The sequence below is a fragment of the Streptomyces sp. Y20 genome, from assembly GCF_043195475.1.
Taxonomy (GTDB): domain Bacteria; phylum Actinomycetota; class Actinomycetes; order Streptomycetales; family Streptomycetaceae; genus Streptomyces.
In genome coordinates, this window is record NZ_JBIDDP010000006.1 from 133,092 (window position 1) to 153,550 (window position 20,459).

The window sequence follows — 20,459 nt, forward strand, 5'->3', positions numbered from 1 at the left end:
TCTTCGGCGTGTGGGCCGGACGCGGATGCGGTACGGGCCGAGGCGCGGCGGACCGCTTGTGACGATGCCTTCCACATCCCTCACGCACCGTGGCCGACGCGTGCCGCATACGAGTGACCCGCATCCGTTCGGGCACATGGGCCGGAACAGGGGCCGGGTGCGCGACACGCACCGGGACGCACAGCACGGAAGGAGCCGTAGTGCCGGAGACGGAGGTGGCCGTCATCGGGGCCGGAGCCGCCGGGCTGTCCCTGGCCCACCGTCTGGCCGGGCCCGCGCCGGGACTGCGCACGCCGTCCGTGGTCCTCGTCGACGCGCCGCCCGGCCCGCTGCGCGCACCCCGCCGGACCTGGTGTTTCTGGGAGGCGGGCCGTGGCCGCTTCGACGCCGCGGTGACGGCCTCCTGGCGGCACCTGCGGGTACGGCCCCCGGCGGGGCCCCCGTTCGAAGGGGACCTAGGGCCGCTGCGGTACAAGATGATCCGCTCCGACGACTTCGAGGACCTGGTCGCCGGGGACCTGGCGCGCAGCCCCCACGTACGGCGCCTGGAGGCCACCGTCGAGACGGTGGAGGACGTGCCGGGCGGCGCCCGCGTCCGGCTGCGGAACCCCGACGGCACACCAGGGGTCCTCGACGCGCGCTGGGTGTTCGACTCCCGGCCGCTCGGCAGCCTGCCCGCCGCCCGCACCACACTCCTCCAGCACTTCCACGGCTGGTTCGTCCGCACCGCCGAGCCGGTCTTCGACCCGGCCACCGCCGACCTGATGGACTTCCGCACCCGCCAGCCCGCCGACGGCCTGTCGTTCGGTTACGTGCTGCCCACCGGACCGCACGACGCCCTCGTGGAGTACACCGAGTTCTCACCGCGGCCCCTGACCGCCGGCGGGTACGAGGCGGCGGTAGGGCACTACACGCACGATGTCCTGGGGCTCGGCGACCTCCGGGTCCTCGCCACCGAGACCGGGGTCATCCCGATGACGGACGCCCCGATGCCCCGTCAGGTCGGCGCGTCCGTCTTCCGCGTCGGCGCCGCCGGCGGCGCCACCCGCCCGGCCACCGGTTACACCTTCTCCGGGCTGCAACGCCAGACCGCGGCCGTCGCCGCCGCCCTGCGCCAAGGACGCCGGCCGGTGCCGCCCCCGGCCCACTCCGCCCGCTCGCGCGCCATGGACGCCGTACTGCTGCGCGCCCTGGCGAGCGGCCGGGTCGACGGCCCCGCCCTGTTCTGCGGGCTGTTCCGCCACGTGCCCACGCCCACACTCCTGCGGTTCCTCGACGGACGCACCCGTCTGCGCGAGGACCTGGCCATCGGCCTGCGCACCCCGGTCGGCCCGATGCTGCGCTCGGCGCTGGAACTGCCGGGCCTGCCCCGCCGCCCCTTCGACTGACCCGCCCGCCCCGCGCACCCTCGCCTTCCTACCGACCCCGCCGCACCTGGAGACCGCATGACCCTGCTGCGTGACGCGGACCTCGCCGCCGCGTTCGACCACGCCGCCCGCAGCTACGACGCGCTGGTGGCCGCCAACCCCGGCTACCACGCCCACCTGAGGCGCTCGGTACGCCGTCTGGGCCTGCCCGGACACGGTGCGGGGCTGCGCCTGCTGGACCTCGGCTGCGGCACCGGCGCCTCGACGGCCGCGCTCCGCTCCGTCCTGCCGGCCGCGCACATCACCGCCGTCGACGCCTCCGCCGGTATGCTGGACCGGGCCGCCGCCAAGCCCTGGGCGAACGAGGTGACCTTCGTGCGGGCACCGGCGGAAGGCCTGGCCGAGGCGGGGGTGAGCGGGCCGTTCGACGCGGTCTTCGCCGCCTACCTCTTCCGCAACGTGTCCGATCCCGACGCCGTCCTCACCACCGCCCGCGACCTGCTCGCGCCCGGCGGGCGGCTGGGCGTGCACGAGTACACCCTGAGCGGCCGGCGCGCCCACCGCGCCGTGTGGACGCTGGTGTGCCGGGGTCTGGTCCAGCCCACGGCGTCCGCACTCGGCGACGGCGAGCTGTACCGCCATCTGTGGCGCAGCGTCGTGGAGTTCGACACCGCCGACCGTTTCGCCGGCCGCGTCCGCGCGGCCGGCTTCGAGCAGGTCCGCGCCCTTCCCCTGCCGGGCTGGCAGACGGGCATCACCCACACCTTCGTCGCCCGCGGCCCGGAGGCGGCCCGCGGCCCGGAGGCGGCCCGCGGCCCGGAGGCGGCCCGCGGCCCGGAGGCGGCCCGCGGCCCGGAGGCGGCCCGCGGCCCGGAGGCGGCCCGCGGCCCGGAGGCGGCCCGCGGCCCGGAGGCGGCCCGCGGCCCAGAGGCGGCCCGCGGCCCAGAGGCCTCCGGCGGCCCAGAGGCCTCCGGCGGCCCGCGGACCGCCCCCCGCCCGGGGACCGCGCGATGACCGGAGCCAGGCACCCGAACGGCGCCCGTCGCGGCCGGGACCGGCGGGCCCGGCTGCTTCCGGCACATCCCGGGAGGCGACGCGTGGACGGCGCCCGACCCACCACGGCCGTCATCGGCGGCGGCATCGCCGGTCTCGCCGCCGCCACGGCACTCGCCGAGCGCGGCGTCGGCGTGACGCTGTACGAGAGCCGGCCCTACCTCGGCGGACGGGTCGGCGGCTGGCCGACCACCCTCCGGGACGGCACGCCGGTGACCATGAGCCGCGGCTTCCACGCCTTCTTCCGCCAGTACTACAACCTGCGCGGGCTGCTCCGCCGTACCGACCCCGGCCTGCGGCGGCTGACCGGCCTGCCGGACTACCCGCTGCTGCACGCCGGCGGGTTGCGGGACAGCTTCCGCCATGTCCCGCGCACCCCGCCGTGGAGCGCGCTCGGCTTCGTCGCGCTCAGCCCCTCCTTCGGCCTGCGGGACCTGGGGGACATGGATCCGGTCGCGGCGCTGCCGCTGCTCGACGTCCGCGTCCCCGGCGTCTACGACCGGCTCGACCGCACCAGCGCCCACGACTTCCTGCACGCCGTCCGCTTCCCCGAGAAGGCCCGGCACCTGGCGTTCGAGGTGTTCTCGCGGAGCTTCTTCGCCGATCCCCGGCACCTCTCGGCGGCCGAGATGGCACTGATGTTCCACATCTACTTCCTCGGTTCCGCCGAGGGCCTGCTGTTCGACGTGCCCCGCGCACCCTTCCCCACCGCCCTGTGGCACCCGCTGGCCGGCTACCTGGAGGGGCACGGCGCCGAGGTGCGCACCGGCGCGGCCGTCGAACACCTCGCGCCGGCACGGGACGGCGGCTTCCTGGTGACCACCGACCGGGACGAGCGGCACCACGACAGCGCCGTCCTGGCCCTGGACGGCGCGGGCCTGCGCTCCCTCGTGGCCCGATCGGACCGGCTGGGCGACGCGCCGTGGCGCGAGCGGGTCGCCCGGCTGCGCAACGCCCCGCCGTTCCTGGTCACCCGGCTGTGGCTGGACCGGCCCGTGGCGCCCGACCGGCCCGGATTCCTCGGTACGAGCGGCTTCCCGGCCCTGGACAACATCAGCGTCCTGGAGCGGTGGGAGGACGAGGCCGCCCGCTGGGCCGCGCGCACCGGAGGATCCGTGGTCGAACTGCACGCCTACGCGGTCCCGCCCACGGCGCCCCGGGACGTCGAGGAGAAGCGCCTGGTCGAACAGATGCACCGGGTCTACCCCGAGACGCGTACGGCCGCGATCGTCGACGTCCGCCACGAATGGCGCGAGGACTGCCCCCTGTTCCCGGTGGGCGGCTACCGCGACCGGCCGACCGTCCGCACCCCGGATCCGCGACTCGTGGTGGCCGGCGACCTGGTCCGCACCGGCCTGCCGGTGGCACTGATGGAACGGGCCGCGACCACCGGCTTCCTGGCCGCGAACGCGTTGCTGGAGCGGTGGGGCGTGCGGGGCCAGACCCTGTGGACGGTGCCGGACCGCGGGCGGAGCGCCGTACTGCGGGGCCTGGCCGGGTGGACGGGGAACGGCGCACGTCACAGACGCGACCGCCGGCCGGGAGCGGGCTCGCCCCACCCGGCCGGAGAGTGACAGGATGGCGGGATGCAGTGGGAGTCAGGGACGGTCGTACAGGTCACCCGGCACCGTCGTGTCTTCGAGGTCACGGTGCGCGGAGAGATGGACTACGACGAGTGCGACCTGCTCGGCGCCGCCTGGGACGAGGCCGACGACTGCGCGCTGCCAGCCACTGTGGTGGATCTCACCGGTCTGACCTTCGGTGACAGCCAGCTGCTCCGCTCCCTCCTCGACGCGCGCCAGCGCCACCAGGCGGACGGCCGCTCGTTCGTCCTCCTCGGCCCGCTCCAGGCAAGTGTCGACCGCCTGCTCACCATCAGCGGCACCCGCGAGTACTTCACCCTCACCGACTCCCGTGAGGCGGCACTGCGCACCACGGACGGCTGACGGCCCCTAGGATCCGCGTCCCGGAACACCAAGACCGGCGAACAGGCATGAGCGGCCTACGACCGGGTAGCCGGGCCCTATCAACAAGTCGTCCGGTACGGGCGGCGTGCGTACCCGGGAGGGGAACACCTTGACGGCAGTGAGCGTGGCGAAGACGGACAGGCGTGCGACGACCCATGCGGTCGGGCTGCCGGAGGTCGCGGATCCCACGGCTGTGGCTCCTCGGGATGCGCGGGAGTTGTCGAAGGTGTTCTTCGATCAGCTGGCGGTGCTGGAGGAGGGTACGGCGGAGTTCCAGTACGCGCGGAACACGTTGATCGAGATGAACATGTCCTTGGTGCGGTTCGCCGCCGCGCGGTTCCGCAGTCGTGGGCCGGAGGAGATGGAGGACATTGTCCAGGTCGGGATGATCGGCTTGATCAAGGCGATCGACCGGTTCGAGTTGACGCGTGAGGTGGAGTTCACGTCGTTCGCGGTGCCGTACATCGTGGGGGAGATCAAGCGGTTCTTCCGGGACACGTCGTGGGCGGTGCATGTGCCGCGGCGTCTTCAGGAGGCGCGGGTGGCGTTGGCGCGGGCGACGGAGGAGTTGCGCAGCCGGTTGGGTCGGACGCCGACGGTGCGTGAGCTGTCGGAGTTGATGTGCCTGTCGGAGGAGGAGGTCGTGGAGGCGCGGTTGGCGGCCAACGGCTACAACTCGGCTTCGCTGGACGCGGCGATCGGTGGCAGTGAGGACGGGGAGAGCGCGCTTCAGGACTTCATCGGTACGGAGGACGCGGCGCTGGGGTTGGTGGAGGACTTCCACGCGTTGGCTCCGATGATCGCGGAGTTGGAGGAGCGGGACCGGGTGATCCTGCATCTGCGGTTCGTGGAGGAGCTGACGCAGGCGCAGATCGGTGAGCGTCTGGGTGTCTCCCAGATGCACGTCTCGCGGCTGCTGTCCCGCACCCTCAAGCGCCTTCGGGAAGGCATGCTGACCACCCGCTGAGTCCCCTTCGGCGTAGGCAGGGGCATGGAGCCCCACAAGGCGGGTATAGGCGGCCAAGTGAAGGTAGTGAAGGCGGCTTCCACGGCGTGCGGTCTCCGCGCCGACCGTGTACGGGACATGGCCCCCGAGCCGATACAGGCCAGCGCGGCGCTCGACGGAGGTCTCGGCTGCATCGCCGAGGCGCGGCGCCGGGCCGCCGTGTTCCTGACGCACGCGCAGCAGGAATACGGGGTCCCGGTCTCGGCCCGGGCGCTCGACCTGACGCAGCTGGTCGTCAGCGAACTGGTCACCAACGCCTGCAAGTACGCGCCGGGACCGATCCTGATGGACCTGCGCGTCACCGGTGCCCTGGTCGAGGTGTCCGTGTGGGACTCCGACCACGTGCTGCCGGTGGCCCGCGCCGCCGAGCCCGGCCGGGTCGGCCAGCACGGCCTGGAGATCGTCCTGGCCGTCGCCGAGGCCTTCGAGGCGCAGCGCGAGCCCGTGGGCAAGAGGATCACCGTGCGCATCGCCCTGGCGGACGCCGGGCCCGCCGCGGCCAGGTAGCACATCGCCGGGCGTCCACGGCGAGGACCGCGGGCCGGCTCCGGCGCGCGGTCCCGGCGCACACATGGAGGCGCTCGGTCTCCGCTCCGCGTGAGGAATCCGCTTCGCACGGGGCCCCGGACAGGAAGTCGCCCACATTTTTCTCCCCACCGTACGGCCCCTCCCAGCAGGGATCTGGCACCGGAGCGCCGCCACCGACCGCGCAGAGCGGCTTGCGCCTGACACCAGGATGCGGAACTGTTGCCGTAAGGCATCTATTTCCGAAGGCAGGAAGGTGGTGGGGCGCGCACGCTGCGCGCCCCTGCTTGTGTGCGCATTTCGCGGCTCTTCCGCCGCCCCGCGCGGCGCCGCCGACACTGTCGGTGCGACGTGGGTCGACGCCCCCTGCCCCGTCCTGGTCGTCGACCGGCACGGCGGCCTCGTACAGCTCAACCGGGCCGCCCGGTCGCTGCTGCCGGACGCCTGCGGCGGTGACCGGTTCCACGACATCGTGCCGGCCTGGCTGTCCGACGCACACCGGGATCTCGCCGGCGAACAGCCCGATCGTCCCCGCGGCCCGTCGAGCGGCGCCATCGGCGAACGCTTCTTCGAGGCGCATCCCTCGCCGTCCCACGACGGGGACGTGGTGTGGTGGCTGATCGACGACACCGGCCGCCGCCTGGCCGAACGGGCCCTGCACAGCGCCCAGGAGCGGTCCACCGCCCTTGCCGAGGTCTCCAGCAGGCTCCTGTCCACCCTGAACGTGCCGCGCTGCATGGAGGTGGTCGCCGACACGGCCGCCGAGTACCTGGCCGAGGCCGCCGTGCTCGTCGCCCCGCCGCAGGGGCGGCGCCACCACGTGACGTACGCGCGGCGCGGGGGGTCCGTCACCCAGGTGACCCGGAACATCGATCCGCACGGCGTCCCCGGTCTCAGCGAGGCGCTCCAGGGGTTCCCGCCCGTTCCGGCGCGCTGGATCAACCCCGACGACATCCCCGACTGGCTGCTGCCCGAGGGCTTCCCGGGGGCGGCCGGCTCCGTCATCATCGCCCCCCTGCCCGGCCACGGGGTACCCGCCGGAGCACTGATCCTGCTGCGTTCCGGCACCGAGAAGTCCTTCTCCGACGGGGAGGAGGTCTTCGCCCGGCTGTTCGCCGCCCGTGCGGGCGCCGCCCTGTCCGCGGCCCGGCTGTACACCGAACAGGCCGCCATCACGGCCACGCTGATGCGGGAACTGCTCCCACCCGCCCTGCACCGGGTGCACGGGGTGGAGTACGCCGCCGCCTACCGCCCGGCCAAGGACCACGAACGGGTCGGCGGGGACTTCTACGACTTCCACCCCGGAGCCGACCCCTCGCGGGAGAGCCTCGTCGTCCTCGGCGACGTCGCGGGCAAAGGCCTGGACGCGGCCGTACTGACCGGCAAGATCCGCAACACCCTGCACGCGCTGCTGCCCCTCGCGGCGGACCACCACCAAGTCCTGAGCCTCCTCAACGGCGCCTTACTGACCTCGCACCACACCCGGTTCGCCACGCTCGTGCTGGCCTCGGTGTCCCGCCGGGGCGGCCGGACGCACCTGCGGCTGACCAGCGCGGGACACCTTCCGCCGCTGGTCGTCCGCAACAACGGCGAGGTCGAGGAGATGCCCACCCGCGGCACCCTGGTCGGCGCGCTGCCCACGGTGACGGCCCGCACCGTCGAGACGACGCTCGCGCCGGGGGAGACCTGCCTGCTCTACACCGACGGCATCACCGAGGCCCGCGGCGGACCACTGGGCGACGAGTTCTTCGGGGAGCACCGGCTCAGGCGGGCACTGGCGGAGTGCGTGGGCATGCCGGCGGAAGCCGTCGTGGAACGCGTCCAGATGCTCGCCACCCAGTGGCTCGGCACCGGCCACCACGACGACATGGCCGTCCTCGCCATGAGCGCCCCCAGGACCGGCCCCCTGTCGCTCGTCGACGGCAAGGTCCGGCATCCGCGTCCCAGGAGGAGCAGGTGATCCACCCCGCCCGGGCGGACGAGTGCCGCGACCGGCTGTGGGAAGCCGTCGCGGCCGGTGACGAGTACGACGCCGTGGACGCCGTCCGCGACGCACTGGCCGACGGCCTCGACGAAGAGGCGCTGCTGCTGGACGTGATCGCCCCCGTGCAGGAGAAGGTCGGCACCGAATGGGCCGCCGACCGCCTCACCGTCGCGCAGGAGCACGCCGCCACCGCCATCAACGAACGGGTGGTCGCCGCCCTGGCCCACCCGCCGCGGGCCGAGCGGACCGGCCGGACGTTCCGGGGCCGGGTGACCGTCGGCTGCGTGGACGGCGACTGGCACGCCTTCCCGGCCCGGCTGGTGACGGAGGTACTGCGCCTGCGCGGCTGGCAGGTGGACTACCTCGGGGCCCAGACGCCCACCCCGCACCTCATCGCCCATCTGCACCGCAGCGATCCGCAGGCGGTGCTGCTGTCCGGCTCGCTGCCCACCCACCTGCCCACCGCCCACACGGCCATCACCGCCTGCCAGGCCGTCGGCGTCCCGGTCCTCGCCGGGGGCCGCGCCTTCGGCCCGGGCGGCAGATACGCCAGGGCGCTGGGCGCCGACCGCTGGGCGGCGGACGCCCGCGGCGCCGCGGACGCACTGGCGGGCGGGCTGCCCCGCCCCGCGCCGACGGCGGTCCGGCAGGCGGTCGACGACCTGCCCCACCTGGCCGACCAGGAGTACACGATGGTCGTCCACTCCCGCGGCGGGCTGGTGAAGCAGACCCTCACCGACCTGGAGGACCGCTTCCCGGCGGTGCGCGCCTACACCGACGCGCAGCGGGAGCGGACGGCCGAGGACGTCGCCCACATCGTCGACTTCCTGGCCACCGCCCTCTACGTGGACGACCCCGAGGTGTTCACCGCGTTCCTGACGTGGACCGCCGCCATCCTGCGGGCACGCGGGGTGCCGGTGCACTCCCTGCTCGCGGGGCTGGACGTCCTGGCCGGGCAGCTGCGCGACTTCCCCCGCACCCTGGGGGTGCTGCGCGAGGGGAGCCTCGCGATACGCCCCCGCTCCACCGGCCCCGCTCCCGGACCCGGCGTCCGCCCATGACCGAGCACGCCGCCCCCGCATTCAGCCTGGAGGCCACCGCCGAGCCGGCCGTGTGGACGGTGCACGTCACGGGCGAGCTGGAGTACGCCACCAGCGACGACCTGGTGGACGCCGTCGTCGGACACCTCCAGCGCCATCCGCGGCCCAGGGTGGTCCGGCTGGACTTCCGCGGTCTGACGTGGATCGACTCCTCGGGCCTGTCCGCCCTGCTCATGGTCCACCGGTACACCAGTTCCCTGGGTGCCGACCTCTGTCTGGACAACCGCCCCGACTTCCTGGACCACCGGCTCCGGCTCACCGACATCCTCGACCACCTCACCCGGCCCGTGACGCCCGCGGACGCCCGGGGAGCCGGGGCGGACGGCGACGCCACCCGGGCCGGCGCCACCTGAGCGAACCGCTTTCTCCCGGGTCCGGCCGCGGCCTTCGCGCTGGCGGGACCCGGTTCCCCGGCCTGCTCGCGGGCGCGCCCGCGCCACCCGGCCGAGAAGTGCGCCACAGGGACCGCGGATCGCCCGGAGCACGGGGTACACGGATGACAGGACGACTTCCGCACGTCCGCCGGGAGCTGTCGGCACGCACAGTTGCCGTTTGACAACTATAGCCAGGAGGCAAGAAAGTAGCCGTGTCGGTGTACACGGGAAGGATCTGGGATGCTCCGGTCAACGGAGGCCGCTCCGTGTGCGCGCCACCGTCCAGGACAAGCGGTGCCGGCCTGCCGGCCGGTTCAGGCGGTCCGGCTTCCGGGCCCCTGCGCGTCGTCGTGTATCTGCGCGGCGGCCACGGCACAGAACGCTTCCAGCCCCTCCGCGAGCGCGGTGCGCTTCGAGACCGGCATGAGGCTGAGGACCGCCCTGAGTTCCGCCTCCCGGCGGGAGCGCAGATCGGCGAGGAAGGCGCGGCCCCGGCCGCTCAGGCGCAGCCGCACCTCGCGCCGGTCGGCCGGGCTGTTCTCACGCTCCACGAAGCCGGCCGCCTGCAACCTGTCGAACAGCCGGCTGGTCGACGGCGGCGTCGAAGCCAGTGCCTCGGCGAGCGTGCGCATATTGATGCCGTCCTGGTGCTCGAGGATATGCAGCAGGCGCAGCTGGGACGCGGAGGCCGGCGCGGTCGACGCCCGGCCCCACAGGACTTCCAGCAGCTCCGCGGCCGTTGAGGTCACACGTGCGATCTCGTCGGGCTCCGGTCGGCGGTGGAAGGAAGTCACAGTCACACTCTCGCAGGCACTGGGGTGCCCGCCAGCGTACTAGGTGCGGGTGCCGGCGACGGATGTCCGGCGCGACCGGCCCACGGTACGCGAGAATCCCGCCTCCGCAGGAGGCTCACACTTTGTCCGGCGAAAGATTGGTTCACTGTCCATCGTGAAGAGATTCGTCGCCGCTGTACGCGCTCTGCGGACAGCGGCTCCCCATGAGTTGCTCGACGCCGCCCGCCGCGTACTGGTCGAACAGTACGCGGCCGAGGCCGTCGAGCTGTTCATGGCCGACTACAGCCTGACCGTGCTCCAGCCGGTGTCCGTGCTGCCGCACACCCTGGAACCGGTGTCCGTGCACAACAGCCCCGCCGGACGCGCGTTCGGCTCGCAGCAGTGCTACAGCGAGAACCTCAGGGACGGGCGGGCGTGCCTGCACCTGCCGGTCAGCGTGCGCGGCGACCGGATGGGCGTGCTGTCCGTGACCCTGCCCGACGCCGACGCCCGCCGCCACCAGGCCGAACTGTGCGAGATCGCCGAGGTGCTGGGGCGCGAGGTGCTCGTCGCCGAGCGGGACACCGACCTGTATCTCCAGGCGCGGCGCAAGGACCGGCTGACCCTGGCCGCCGAGATGCAGTGGCAGCTCCTGCCCGGCCGCTCCTGCTCGCGTGCCGAGTACGACCTCGCCGCGCAACTGGAGCCCGCCTACGCCATCTTCGGTGACAACTTCGACTGGTCCGCCACCGCCGACCACCTGATGCTGTACGTCACCAACGGCATGGGCGAGGGCATAGAGGCGTCCCTGCTGACCAACCTCGCCATCAACGCCCTGCGCAACGCCCGCCGGGCCGGCATCCCCATCGCCGACCAGGCAGCCCTCGCCGACCAGGCCGTCTACGCCCACTACCGCGGACGCTGCTACCTGTCGGTCCTGCTCTTCGACTTCGACCTGACGAACGGGCGGGTACAGGTGGTCGACGCCGGTTCCCCGCAGTTGCTGCGCCTGCGGCGGGGCGTCGTGGAACGCGTCGCCTTCGAGGCCCAGCTGCCCCTGGGCATGTTCGAGGAGACCGACTACGTGGCGCAGGAGTTCCAGGTGGAAACCGGGGACCGGCTGCTGTTCGTCAGCGACGGCGTGCACGCGGTCGCCTCGCCCAAGGGGGAGGCCTACGGGGAGGCCGCTCTCGCGCGGGCGATCCAGTCCACCCGGCTGCTGCCCGCGGCCGAGGTGCCGCGTGCCATCCTGCGCGAGCTGACCGGCCACCGAGGCGAGGCCATGCCGGACGACGACGCGCTGGTGGTCTGCCTGGACTGGCGCGGAAGGCCGGCCGACCGGTGAGCGCGGCGTCCTGACCGCCGGGGGCCCCGAGGCCCCGGGCGGCCCGGGCCGGCACCCGGCCGGGCGCCCGCCACCGGCGGTACGGCGGGTGCGCGGCATCCGGTTCGCCGGTGCGGCACGCCGACCGCCGGCGCCGCATGCCCGTCCCGAGCCGCGGGCGGCCGACGGCGTCACCTGTGCCCCCGATCCCACCGTGCACCGCCCGCTGATGCTCACCTGTGCGCCGCGTCCCGCCGCGCGCGGCGCACGGCGTCAGCTGTGCGTCGTGGACGGCAGCGTCCTGACCCGCGCGTCGTGCGGGGCAGTGTCATCACCCGGGCGGGCCGCGTGGGCACCGCATCCGTCCGCCTGCTCCCGTCGGCCGGGGTTCTCCGCGAGCCGACGCCCGCCCGCCGGACCGGTGCGCGGAATGCCACCGTGGTCGTCCTGCGCCGGCACGCGGCACCGACCGGCCGTCACCGGGGGGCCGCCGTCCGTCAGGGTTCGCGGGTGCGGGGATCGTCGTCCGGCGCGGGCCCGTGCCGCTGCGCCCTCAGGAACGCCCGCATGCCCTGGATCAGCGCCGCACGGTCGGCCGGCCGCATGGTGGCCAGGGGGGCGGCGAGCGCCCGTGCGCGCTCCGCGGACACCTCGGTGAGCAGGCGCCTGCCGTGGCCGGTGAGGTTCAGCTGCACCTCGCGCCGGCTGTGCGGATGCAGCACCCGCTCCAGCAGGCCGGCCGCCTCCAGACGGTCGCACAGCCGGCTGGCCGTGGGCAGGCCGATGTCCATGCGCTCCGCGAGCCCCGTCAGATTCAGCCCCGGCGTGGCCTCCAGTATCCGCAGCCCCCGCAACTGGTGCGCCGACAACCGCAGACTCGCCCGCTGCACGGCATCCGACCACACCTGGGACAGACGCTCCACGGCATCGGCGATCTGCGACGCGGCGGCTTCGGGGGCGTCCCCCTCCGCGCGTGCCCGACCGTCTGCGGCATCACCGGGACCAGTCACGAACACATCACTCTCAGGAACCCCTGGACCGGACGGACACCTACCTCACGCACACGCTGTACCCGCCCCTTCGCAGGGCAACCGGTGCCGGTCCACTTAGGGTCCGGGACGCGGGTGACTCCTCCCGGCGGGCACCTGTGTGCGAAGGGGGCGGGGCCGCGGCCCGCTCGGGAGGCCGGCCGCGGCACACCGCCGCCGGAGCGCGGCACGGACGGCCGGCTCCGGGTCACGTGCCGACTGCCCGGCGAGGGCCCCCGCACACGGAGCCGTCCGGGTGATCCGCGTACGAGGGCGGCGCCCGCGCCGTGACCCGCTCGGGTCAGACCCGGTCCGCGTGGACGACCACGGCATAGGAGCCGAGGCCGATCAGACGCTCTCCCGGGATGTCACCGAGCGCCGTGTACAGCGTGAGGACCTCTCCGGTCACCGGATCGAAGCCGACGTCCTTGACGGTGCCGTGTTCGGTGCCGTACTCGGTCAGGACCCGGCTCCCGACGGCCTCGCGGTGCTCGGGCGCGTCGTCCGGCCCGGACTCCGCGGCGACGTGTGAGCGTACGATCACGGCATCGCGACCGACGGCCTCCACCGCCCTCCACGCGATGACCGAGGAGCCCTTCGGCGCCCCGGACAGGCGCAGGCAGGCGACGCTCCGCGTCCGGACGTCGATGGTCAGGCCGCTCACCGTACCCAGGGTCACCGCCTCCTCGGCGGTGATCACCGAAAGCCCCTGGGCCTGTGTGAAGAGGGTCATGCCGGGTCTCCTTCGGCTTCGGCGCGTGCGGGGGTGTCCGCGTGCGGCAGGTCGGCGCCCGCCTGGAAGGCCTCCACCTGGCCGCCGAAGCTGGGCAGGTCCGCCGCGGCGAAATGGCTCGCCCGCGCCGGGACGACCATCGCCTCGCCCGACACGGCCAGAGTCTCCCCACGGGGGATGAACACATGACGCCGGTGGCTGTCGAAACGGTCGTTGGCGGCGATCTCGAAACCGACGACGCGCCCACCGGCACCGGCTTCGACCACCACGTCGCGCACGGTGCCGATCGCGGTGCCCTGGTCGGTGAGCACCGGCGCCCCGATCACCTGGCCGCTTCCGGCGGCGTGGGACCCCACGACCGCCTCCCGGTCCGCGAGCACGGCCTCACTCGGGATCATCACCGCAGCGGGCCCCACGGCGTGCACCGCCGAAAACGGCAGACTCCGCTTCAGCGGCCCGGCCAGCAGCCCCCGGCCGCTGAGGGTGAAGCCGGTGATCCGGCCCGCCCCGGCGTCGAAGACGGTGTCCTTGATCCGCGCGACCGCCTCGCCGCCGAGGGTCACCACTTCCCGCCCGGTCAGCTCGCGAGCGAGCATCAGCGTGATCACCGCGGACCTCCTCGACCGGAACGACGGCCGCCGCGCACCGCGATCACCGTTCCGGAACGGCGTCTGGCCTGCACCGCCAGCGTCGCCGCGGCGATCAGTCCCATCGCCACGATCACCAGGACCACCCAGGCCCACCACACCATCGCCGACCTCCTCAGGGACCATGTCCCTCGTCGTACCGGGGTTCCCCTGTGCTCCCGCTTGCCCGCAGGGGCAGGGCACACGCCTGCCCATGCGGGGGACACGGCCCCCGGTTTCCCGGGGAATCAGGCCCTTGCGGAACCTGGGCTCTTCCGCGGGCATACGGCCTCCCGCACGAGGGCACGCGGCCGCCGGCCGGTCACACGGTTGGGCCGCCCGTCCTCGGGCACCCGGTGACGGCCGTCGGCAGTCCGCTATCCGGAGGCACCTATGGCAGTTCGTCATCGTCTGATCAAGGCCGACCCGGCCGCGGTGTGGGAAGTCCTCGCCGACGGCAACCGATACGCCGACTGGGTGGTGGGTACCGGCGAATCTCATCCGAAAGAGGGACAGTGGCCGCAGGTCGGCGCGTCCATCGCGTACGAGATCCCGCTGGGCCCGGTGCGGCTCGCCAACGAAACGGTCGTACGGCACTGCGAGGAGGGCTCCCGCCTGGAACTGGAGATCATGGCGGGATGGCTCGGCACGGCCCGCTTCTCGATCGAGCTGAGGGAGTGGGGTGAGCACTGCCTGGTCATCGTGGACGAACACCCCTTGCAGGGGGCCGGAGCCCTCCTGCACAACGTCGGCGTCGAGGCGTTGATCCAGGTGCGCCACCGCTCCATGCTCGCCCGGCTCGCCCGGTGCTGCGAGGACGCACAGCGCCGCCCGACGGCCTCCTCCCGGCAGGCCCGCGCCGGGGAGGCACCCGGCCATGCCTGACGCCGTGGTGATCGGAGCGGGCCCCAACGGGCTGGTGGCCGCGAACGTCCTGGCCGACGCCGGCTGGAGCGTCCTGGTGATCGAGGAACAGCCGGAGCCGGGCGGCGCGGTCCGCCACGACCGGGGCGTCCACCCCGACTTCGTCAACGACGTCTTCAGCTCCTTCTACCCGCTGGCCGCCGCGTCCCCCGTGCTGTCCACGCTGCGCCTGGAGGAGCACGGACTGCGCTGGAGCCACGCACCGAGCGTGCTCGCCCATCCGCTGAGCGACGGCCGGTGCGCCGTCCTCGACCGGGACATCGAGACGACGGCCGCGTCCGCCGAGGCCTTCGCACCCGGCGACGGAGCGGCCTGGCGGCGCCTGTGCGAGCTGTGGGAGACGCTGAGCCCGGACCTGCTGGGCACCCTGTTCACCCCGTTCCCGCCGGTGAAGTCCTCCCTCCGGCTGCTGCGCACACTGCGCGCGGCGGGTGGTCTGCGCACGGCCCGGTCCCTGGTCCTGCCGGTGCGCCGGATGGGGGAGGAGGAGTTCCGCGGCGAGGGCGGCCGGCTGCTGCTGGCCGGCAGCGCCCTGCACGCCGACCTCGCCCCCGAGTCCGCGGGCAGCGGCGGCTTCGGCTGGCTGATGTCCATGCTGGGGCAGACGTACGGCTTCCCCGTGCCGGCCGGCGGCTCCGGTGCGCTGACCGAGGCGCTGGTGCGGCGGCTGCTCAGCAAGGGTGGAGAGATCCGCTGCGGGGAACGGGTCGACAACATCGTCATCCGCGGTGGCCGGGCCGTGGGGGTGCGCACCAGCGCCGGTGCGGCGGTGCCCGCGCGCAGGGCCGTACTCGCCGACGTGGCCGTGCCCGTCCTCTACCGGGAACTCGTCGGCGCCGAACACCTGCCCGCCCAGCTGATGGCGGACCTGCTGCGCTTCCAGTGGGACTTCGCCACGTTCAAGGTGGACTGGGCGCTCGACGGCCCCGTGCCGTGGCATGCCGAGCAGGCCGCCCGGGCCGGAACCGTCCACCTGGCCGACGGTGTGGACGAGCTGACCCGGTTCGCCGCGCAGATCGCCATGCGCCAGGTGCCCGACCGTCCCTTCGCCCTGTTCGGGCAGATGACCACGGCGGACCCCTCCCGTTCCCCCGCGGGCACCGAGTCCGCCTGGGCCTACACCCACGTGCCCCACGACATCCGGGCGGACGCCGGCGACGAGGGCATCACCGGCACCTGGGACAAGTCCGACCAGGAGCGCATGGCGGACCGGGTGGAACGCCAGGTGGAGCGCTTCGCCCCGGGCTTTCGCTCCCTCATCCGCGCCCGGCGCGTACTCGCGCCGCCCACCCTGGAGGCGCTGGACGCCAACCTGTCGGGCGGCGCCATCAACGGCGGCACGACCGCCCTGCACCAACAGCTCGTCTTCCGCCCCGTACCCGGCACGGGACGGCCGGAGACCCCCGTGCCGGGCCTGTACCTCGCCTCCGCCGGTGCCCATCCGGGCGGAGGCGTGCACGGCGCTCCGGGCGCCAACGCGGCACGCGCCGCGCTGCGCTCCCGGCGGGCACCCGGCCTGGCCGGCGTCCAGCGTGTCCTCACCCGCCGCGACCGCACCGGACGCAGACGCTGACCGGCCGGCCGGTGGACGGCGCATCCGGTCACCCCGGGAATCGGGAAGAGGACCGGACACGCCATCGCATCCCAGGGGAGCACCATGCACGACCACCAGGACGGGCCCGACCGCCGGCACCGGCGTCCCGAAGGCGTCGACGACAAGACCGTCGAGGCTCTCGGCGCCCTGTCGAAGGCCCTGGAGACCACCGAACGCGCCCGCGGCCATCTGTACGGCTTCCACCAGCTCACCGGCGGGGCCGACCTGGAACTGGACCGGGCGGTGCGGCTGCTGCGCGAGGCGGGACATCCTGAGTGGGCGGACAAGGTCGAGGCCGAGATCCTGGGGCGCAATGTCATCCCGGGCCACTGGACGTTCCAGATCGTCGAGGCCTACAACGACACGTACTACCGCCCGTTCCAGCAGCTGGAACGCAGTGCCGTGAGCGAACTCGCCCAAGGCCGGGACCACCTGTACGAGGCCGAGATGAAGGAGGACCGCCGCACCCGCGGGCATCCCCACCACACGGCGCGCCCCCCGGCCGCCGAGGCCTGACCCGCACCCCGCCACCGGAGCGCGGCCGGCGCCCCGCCGAGAGAAAGGCGAAGCCTGTGGGAAGCAGTCCCCTCAAGGACCGGACCGTCGTGGTGACGGGCGCCGCACGGGGGCTGGGGGCCGCGCTCGCCCGCGAGGTCGCCCGGCGGGGCGCCCGGCCGGTCCTCCTCGGACACGAGAAGGCCCTGCTGGACGACCTGGCCGCCCAGCTGCCGACGCGGGCACTCGCGATCGAGGCGGACGTGACCGACCTCGCGGCCCTGCGCCGGGCCGCCCACGCGACACACCGGTGGCTCGGCACCCCGTCCGTCGTGATCGCCAATGCCGGCATCGCGGCGGGCGGCCTGTTCGCCGACACGGACCCGGCCGAGTGGCGGCGGGTGATCGACGTCAACCTCACCGGGAGCGCCCAGACCGCCCGCGTCTTCCTTCCCGACCTCCGTGCCACGGCCGGCTACTACCTGCAGATCGCCTCCCTCGCGTCGCTCGGCGCCGCCCCCTTGATGAGCGCCTACTGCGCGTCGAAGGCGGGGGTGGAGGCCTTCGCGCACGCGCTGCGCGCCGAGGTCGCCGCCCACGGTGTCGCCGTGGGCATCGCCTACCCGAACTGGACCGACACCGACATGGTGCGCGACGCCGACCGGTACGCGGTGCTGCGCGAGCTGCGCGGCCACATGCCGGGACCCGCCCGCCGGGTGTACGACGTCCCGGAGGTCGCCGCCCGGATCGTCGACGGCCTGGAACACCGCCGTACCGCCGTGTACGCACCGCCCTGGCTCCGGCTCGTGCAACCGGTGCGTGCCGTCCTGCCCCCGCTGGTCCTGCGGGCGGCGCGCAGGGGTCTGCCGCGCCTGGAGGCCGGGGATTCCCTGGAGCCCACCGGACTCCTCGGCGCCGGCGGGGACGCCGACCGCGCGGCGAGCCGGCGCGCCCCGTGATCCGCCGGGGAACACCACCGCGGCATCGGAACCGAGCCGGCACCCCGCCCCCACCCCCACCAGGACGGCGTCCATGCAGACGTTTCTCCCCGATCCCGACTTCCGCTGCTCCGCCCTGCTCCTCGACCGCCGCCGCCTGGGCAAACAGCGGGTCGAGGCGCTCCAGGTGCTGCGCGGCCTGACCGTCCCCGGGTACGGCTGGCGCCGGCACCCGGCCGTGCGCATGTGGATCGGGTACGACGAGGCACTGGTCCGCTACGGCCTCGAGGTGTGCCGGGTCTGGCGGGAGCTGGGGCACCAGGACAGCTGCGCCGCCTCACTGGTCGCCGGATACGCCGCGCACCGTCCGGGCGCGCCCGTGCGTGACCAGGCATCCCTGGCCGCCGCCGGGGAACTGCCGCCGTGGCTCGGTGACGAGGCATTCCACCGCAGCCACCGCTCCGCGCTCGTCCGCAAGGACCCGGAGACGTACGCGCCCGCCTTCCCCGGCGTCCCGGACGATCTGCCCTATGTGTGGCCGTCGTCCGACCGGGAGGGACACGACCTGTCCGGGCATCCCTGACACTGGTTGGGGGGCCGCATCGGGGGCAGGCGCCCATTTCCGGGACGCGGTCCGCGCTCCGGGCGGTATCGGGAGGGCTGGTGTCCAACGTTCCTACGGTGGTGAAGACCCGTTCGGGTCACGCTCTGGTGGCCGTGTTCCAGGGGGAGATGGATTACCTCACCGGGCCCATGTTCCGCACGGAGTTCCTGAGCCTTCTCGATTCCGGTGACCGGTTCGTCGTACTGGATGTCGCGGGGGTGCCGTTCTGTGATTCCGCGGGACTGAACGCGCTGCTGGCGGCGCATCGGCATGCGAAGGAGATCGGTGCGAGGCTGGTGCTGGCCGCGGTGCCCGACCAGCTGCGGCAGCTGCTGAGAATCACCGGCGTCGACGAGATCCTCGACATCTACGGTTCCGCCCAGGAGGCGGCGGCAGCGTTAGACGGCTGACCTCGTTCCCGTATCCGTCACTCCGGTCCGTCACCCGGACGGCCGTATCGGACGCGTTTCCCTGCTCGACCGCCCCAGTTCAGCACCCTTTCGAACGCACGGGCGGGCCTGATGCGTCATCAGGTGGGTAAGCGCCTGTTCTCGACGGCATCAAGGAAGGGGCAAGCCATGTCAGTGGAACCCGAACCTGCCGGAGCGGAACTGGCGGCGGAACACGTTGCCGCATCGATGATCCAGTTGTGGCAGCGGGCCCATGAGGACGTCGCACCGACGGTCGCCGAGGAGCAGATGCGCGCTCTGCTCGCCCTGGAGGGTGGGCAGGCCGGCCCGGAGCGGATCGCCAGGGACCTCGGCATCAGCCTCTCCTCGGTGCGCGGCCTGCTCGACCGGCTGGAGCAGCGCACGCTCGTGCGCCGTGTCCCGCCCGGGGAGTTCTGCCTCACCGGCGCCGGCAAGTGCGTTCTGGAAGCGACACGTCAACGCCGCCGACAGCTCCTGGAGCAGGTCCTCGGGACGGCCGCGCCGCAGGACCGCCCGGTGCTGCGGGACGCCTTCAACCAGATGTACGGCCTGGTGAGCCCGCTGGCCCGGGTACCCCGCAGCCGCTCACCCCTGTGAGCCGGCACCTGGATATTCACGCGGATATCGAAAAAGGGCCTTCCCGGATCAATTCCGGGAAGGCCCTTTTCGTATGACGGGGAGAAGCCCATCAGTGCTTGAAGGCGTCCTTGGTCTTCTCCTTGGCCTCGCGGGCGTCTCCCTTGCTCTTGGTGGCCTGCCCCTCGGCAGCCATGCGGTCATTCCCCACGGCGCTTCCTACGGCTTCCTTGGTCTTGCCCTCGGCCTGCTCGGTCTTCGCCTTGGCCTTCTCACCGGCAGTCATGGAACAGTGCCTCCTCATAGCTTGTGTGCCGCTGTCGCGGTAACCCGCTCGTGCCCCCGCTTTCCCTTCACAAACACGGGGCCGGTGAAGAATGAAGGGAAGTTCGCAGGGCATGCGGAGGTCAGGAGGTTGATACATATGGTTCCCCTGCTTCTCGTCCTGCTTCTGGCCCTGATCCTCTTCGGCGCCGGTTTCGCCATCAAGATCCTCTGGTGGGTCGCCGTCGCCGTCCTGGTGCTCTGGCTCCTCGGCTTCGTCATGCGCTCCGCCAACTCCGGCGGCGGTCGAGGTCGCTGGTACCGATGGTGAGCTGACTCAGCGACACACGCACCCCGCGCGGGGCCCGGCCGGTATGACGGCCGGGCCCCGCGCGTGTGCGGTGGCGTCCCGCTCGGGCCGGCTGTCGGGTTCGACGGGCGCACCGTTCTCGACCCGGAACCCGAACGTGGCGTTCGCGTGCGCATCGGTCCTCCAGGTGCTCCGGCAGGTGTCTCCCTGCCCCGTACAGGTGCCAGGGGGGGGCCGGGTCCACCCGTCCGCCGGGCTCGGCGAAGGCGACCGGCGTGCGCGGGGTCGGCGAGCCGGTCCCGCAGCCTCCTCAGGTTCGCGGCGGCGACGGTCCGGTAGAGGGTCCAGCGGAAGACCTGGGCGCGTTCGGCCGGCAGCGGGCAGGTCGGCGTCGCGGGGCAGCCCGCGCTGATGGCCTGGGCCGCACAGGCCGCACAGACCGACCGATCCCGGGCCGGCCAGA

Annotated in this window: 23 protein-coding genes and 1 pseudogene; 18 read left to right on the forward strand and 6 right to left on the reverse strand. The window is 73.5% G+C overall.

Going from position 1 to position 20,459, the window contains the following annotated elements; translation table 11 throughout:
* The first annotated feature begins 200 nt into the window (after positions 1-200).
* The 9 genes and pseudogenes from ACGFT1_RS17275 (at position 201) to ACGFT1_RS17315 (ending at position 9,355) form a co-directional block, all read left to right on the forward strand.
* Positions 201-1,388: a lycopene cyclase family protein gene (locus ACGFT1_RS17275; RefSeq protein WP_373909811.1), complete on the forward strand. Its 1,188-nt coding sequence runs from the start codon at positions 201-203 to the stop codon at positions 1,386-1,388.
* Between the two features lie 57 nt (positions 1,389-1,445).
* Positions 1,446-2,162, forward strand: a pseudogene (locus tag ACGFT1_RS17280) (class I SAM-dependent methyltransferase); the annotation flags it as partial.
* Between the two features lie 215 nt (positions 2,163-2,377).
* Complete coding sequence (locus ACGFT1_RS17285) at positions 2,378-3,994, forward strand: FAD-dependent oxidoreductase (RefSeq protein WP_373909812.1); 1,617 nt, start codon at positions 2,378-2,380, stop codon at positions 3,992-3,994.
* Positions 3,995-4,006: 12 nt separating this feature from the next.
* Positions 4,007-4,366, forward strand: a complete 360-nt coding sequence (locus ACGFT1_RS17290) for an STAS domain-containing protein (RefSeq protein ID WP_373909813.1) — start codon at positions 4,007-4,009, stop codon at positions 4,364-4,366.
* 130 nt (positions 4,367-4,496) lie between these two features.
* Positions 4,497-5,354, forward strand: coding sequence for an RNA polymerase sigma factor SigF (locus tag ACGFT1_RS17295; RefSeq protein WP_373909814.1), 858 nt, complete (start codon positions 4,497-4,499; stop codon positions 5,352-5,354).
* 117 nt (positions 5,355-5,471) lie between these two features.
* Entirely contained in the window at positions 5,472-5,900 is a 429-nt protein-coding gene (locus ACGFT1_RS17300) for an ATP-binding protein (protein WP_373909815.1), read from the forward strand.
* A gap of 307 nt (positions 5,901-6,207) precedes the next feature.
* Entirely contained in the window at positions 6,208-7,878 is a 1,671-nt protein-coding gene (locus tag ACGFT1_RS17305; protein ID WP_373909816.1) for a SpoIIE family protein phosphatase, read from the forward strand.
* A complete protein-coding gene (locus ACGFT1_RS17310) occupies positions 7,875-8,963 on the forward strand; it encodes a B12-binding domain-containing protein (RefSeq protein WP_373909817.1) in 1,089 nt (362 codons plus the stop codon). Before ACGFT1_RS17305 ends, ACGFT1_RS17310 begins: the two co-directional genes overlap by 4 nt.
* Positions 8,960-9,355 (forward strand): STAS domain-containing protein, encoded by a 396-nt coding sequence (locus ACGFT1_RS17315; protein ID WP_373909818.1) that lies wholly within the window; start codon positions 8,960-8,962, stop codon positions 9,353-9,355. Before ACGFT1_RS17310 ends, ACGFT1_RS17315 begins: the two co-directional genes overlap by 4 nt.
* Before the next feature lie 335 nt (positions 9,356-9,690).
* Here ACGFT1_RS17315 and ACGFT1_RS17320 read toward each other — a convergent pair whose 3' ends face one another.
* Positions 9,691-10,176 carry a MarR family transcriptional regulator gene (locus tag ACGFT1_RS17320; protein WP_373909819.1) on the reverse strand — a complete coding sequence of 162 codons (486 nt, stop codon included), beginning with the start codon at positions 10,174-10,176 and terminating at the stop codon, positions 9,691-9,693.
* Between the two features lie 148 nt (positions 10,177-10,324).
* On the opposite strand from ACGFT1_RS17320, the gene ACGFT1_RS17325 reads away from it, so the two are divergent.
* Positions 10,325-11,494: a PP2C family protein-serine/threonine phosphatase gene (locus ACGFT1_RS17325; protein WP_373909820.1), complete on the forward strand. Its 1,170-nt coding sequence runs from the start codon at positions 10,325-10,327 to the stop codon at positions 11,492-11,494.
* A gap of 476 nt (positions 11,495-11,970) precedes the next feature.
* Here ACGFT1_RS17325 and ACGFT1_RS17330 read toward each other — a convergent pair whose 3' ends face one another.
* From ACGFT1_RS17330 to ACGFT1_RS17345, 4 genes are all read right to left on the reverse strand, one after another.
* Complete coding sequence (locus ACGFT1_RS17330; protein ID WP_373909821.1) at positions 11,971-12,483, reverse strand: MarR family winged helix-turn-helix transcriptional regulator; 513 nt, start codon at positions 12,481-12,483, stop codon at positions 11,971-11,973.
* A 319-nt stretch (positions 12,484-12,802) separates the two neighbouring features.
* Positions 12,803-13,234, reverse strand: coding sequence for a hypothetical protein (locus ACGFT1_RS17335; protein WP_373909822.1), 432 nt, complete (start codon positions 13,232-13,234; stop codon positions 12,803-12,805).
* Entirely contained in the window at positions 13,231-13,842 is a 612-nt protein-coding gene (locus ACGFT1_RS17340; RefSeq protein ID WP_373909823.1) for a PRC-barrel domain-containing protein, read from the reverse strand. The genes ACGFT1_RS17335 and ACGFT1_RS17340 overlap by 4 nt, the downstream gene beginning before the upstream one ends.
* Positions 13,839-13,985, reverse strand: coding sequence for a hypothetical protein (locus ACGFT1_RS17345; protein WP_356947597.1), 147 nt, complete (start codon positions 13,983-13,985; stop codon positions 13,839-13,841). Before ACGFT1_RS17345 ends, ACGFT1_RS17340 begins: the two co-directional genes overlap by 4 nt.
* 268 nt (positions 13,986-14,253) lie before the next feature.
* On the opposite strand from ACGFT1_RS17345, the gene ACGFT1_RS17350 reads away from it, so the two are divergent.
* From ACGFT1_RS17350 to ACGFT1_RS17380, 7 genes are all read left to right on the forward strand, one after another.
* Positions 14,254-14,745, forward strand: coding sequence for an SRPBCC family protein (locus ACGFT1_RS17350; protein ID WP_373909824.1), 492 nt, complete (start codon positions 14,254-14,256; stop codon positions 14,743-14,745).
* Entirely contained in the window at positions 14,738-16,357 is a 1,620-nt protein-coding gene (locus ACGFT1_RS17355) for a phytoene desaturase family protein (protein ID WP_373909825.1), read from the forward strand. Before ACGFT1_RS17350 ends, ACGFT1_RS17355 begins: the two co-directional genes overlap by 8 nt.
* 84 nt (positions 16,358-16,441) lie before the next feature.
* A complete protein-coding gene (locus tag ACGFT1_RS17360; RefSeq protein WP_373909826.1) occupies positions 16,442-16,894 on the forward strand; it encodes a hypothetical protein in 453 nt (150 codons plus the stop codon).
* 56 nt (positions 16,895-16,950) lie between these two features.
* The gene (locus ACGFT1_RS17365) at positions 16,951-17,832 is read left to right on the forward strand and encodes an SDR family oxidoreductase (protein ID WP_373909827.1); all 882 of its coding nucleotides are present in this window, start codon (positions 16,951-16,953) and stop codon (positions 17,830-17,832) included.
* A 73-nt stretch (positions 17,833-17,905) separates the two neighbouring features.
* Complete coding sequence (locus tag ACGFT1_RS17370) at positions 17,906-18,394, forward strand: MSMEG_6728 family protein (RefSeq protein WP_373909828.1); 489 nt, start codon at positions 17,906-17,908, stop codon at positions 18,392-18,394.
* Between the two features lie 98 nt (positions 18,395-18,492).
* Positions 18,493-18,825, forward strand: a complete 333-nt coding sequence (locus ACGFT1_RS17375) for an STAS domain-containing protein (protein WP_373909829.1) — start codon at positions 18,493-18,495, stop codon at positions 18,823-18,825.
* Positions 18,826-18,993: 168 nt separating this feature from the next.
* Entirely contained in the window at positions 18,994-19,443 is a 450-nt protein-coding gene (locus tag ACGFT1_RS17380) for a MarR family winged helix-turn-helix transcriptional regulator (protein ID WP_373909830.1), read from the forward strand.
* Positions 19,444-19,534: 91 nt separating this feature from the next.
* Here ACGFT1_RS17380 and ACGFT1_RS17385 read toward each other — a convergent pair whose 3' ends face one another.
* Positions 19,535-19,708, reverse strand: coding sequence for a CsbD family protein (locus ACGFT1_RS17385; protein WP_356825994.1), 174 nt, complete (start codon positions 19,706-19,708; stop codon positions 19,535-19,537).
* A gap of 138 nt (positions 19,709-19,846) precedes the next feature.
* Between ACGFT1_RS17385 and ACGFT1_RS17390 the strand changes: the two genes are divergently transcribed.
* Positions 19,847-20,017 (forward strand): hydrophobic protein, encoded by a 171-nt coding sequence (locus ACGFT1_RS17390; protein ID WP_356825992.1) that lies wholly within the window; start codon positions 19,847-19,849, stop codon positions 20,015-20,017.
* The last annotated feature ends 442 nt before the right edge of the window (positions 20,018-20,459 follow it).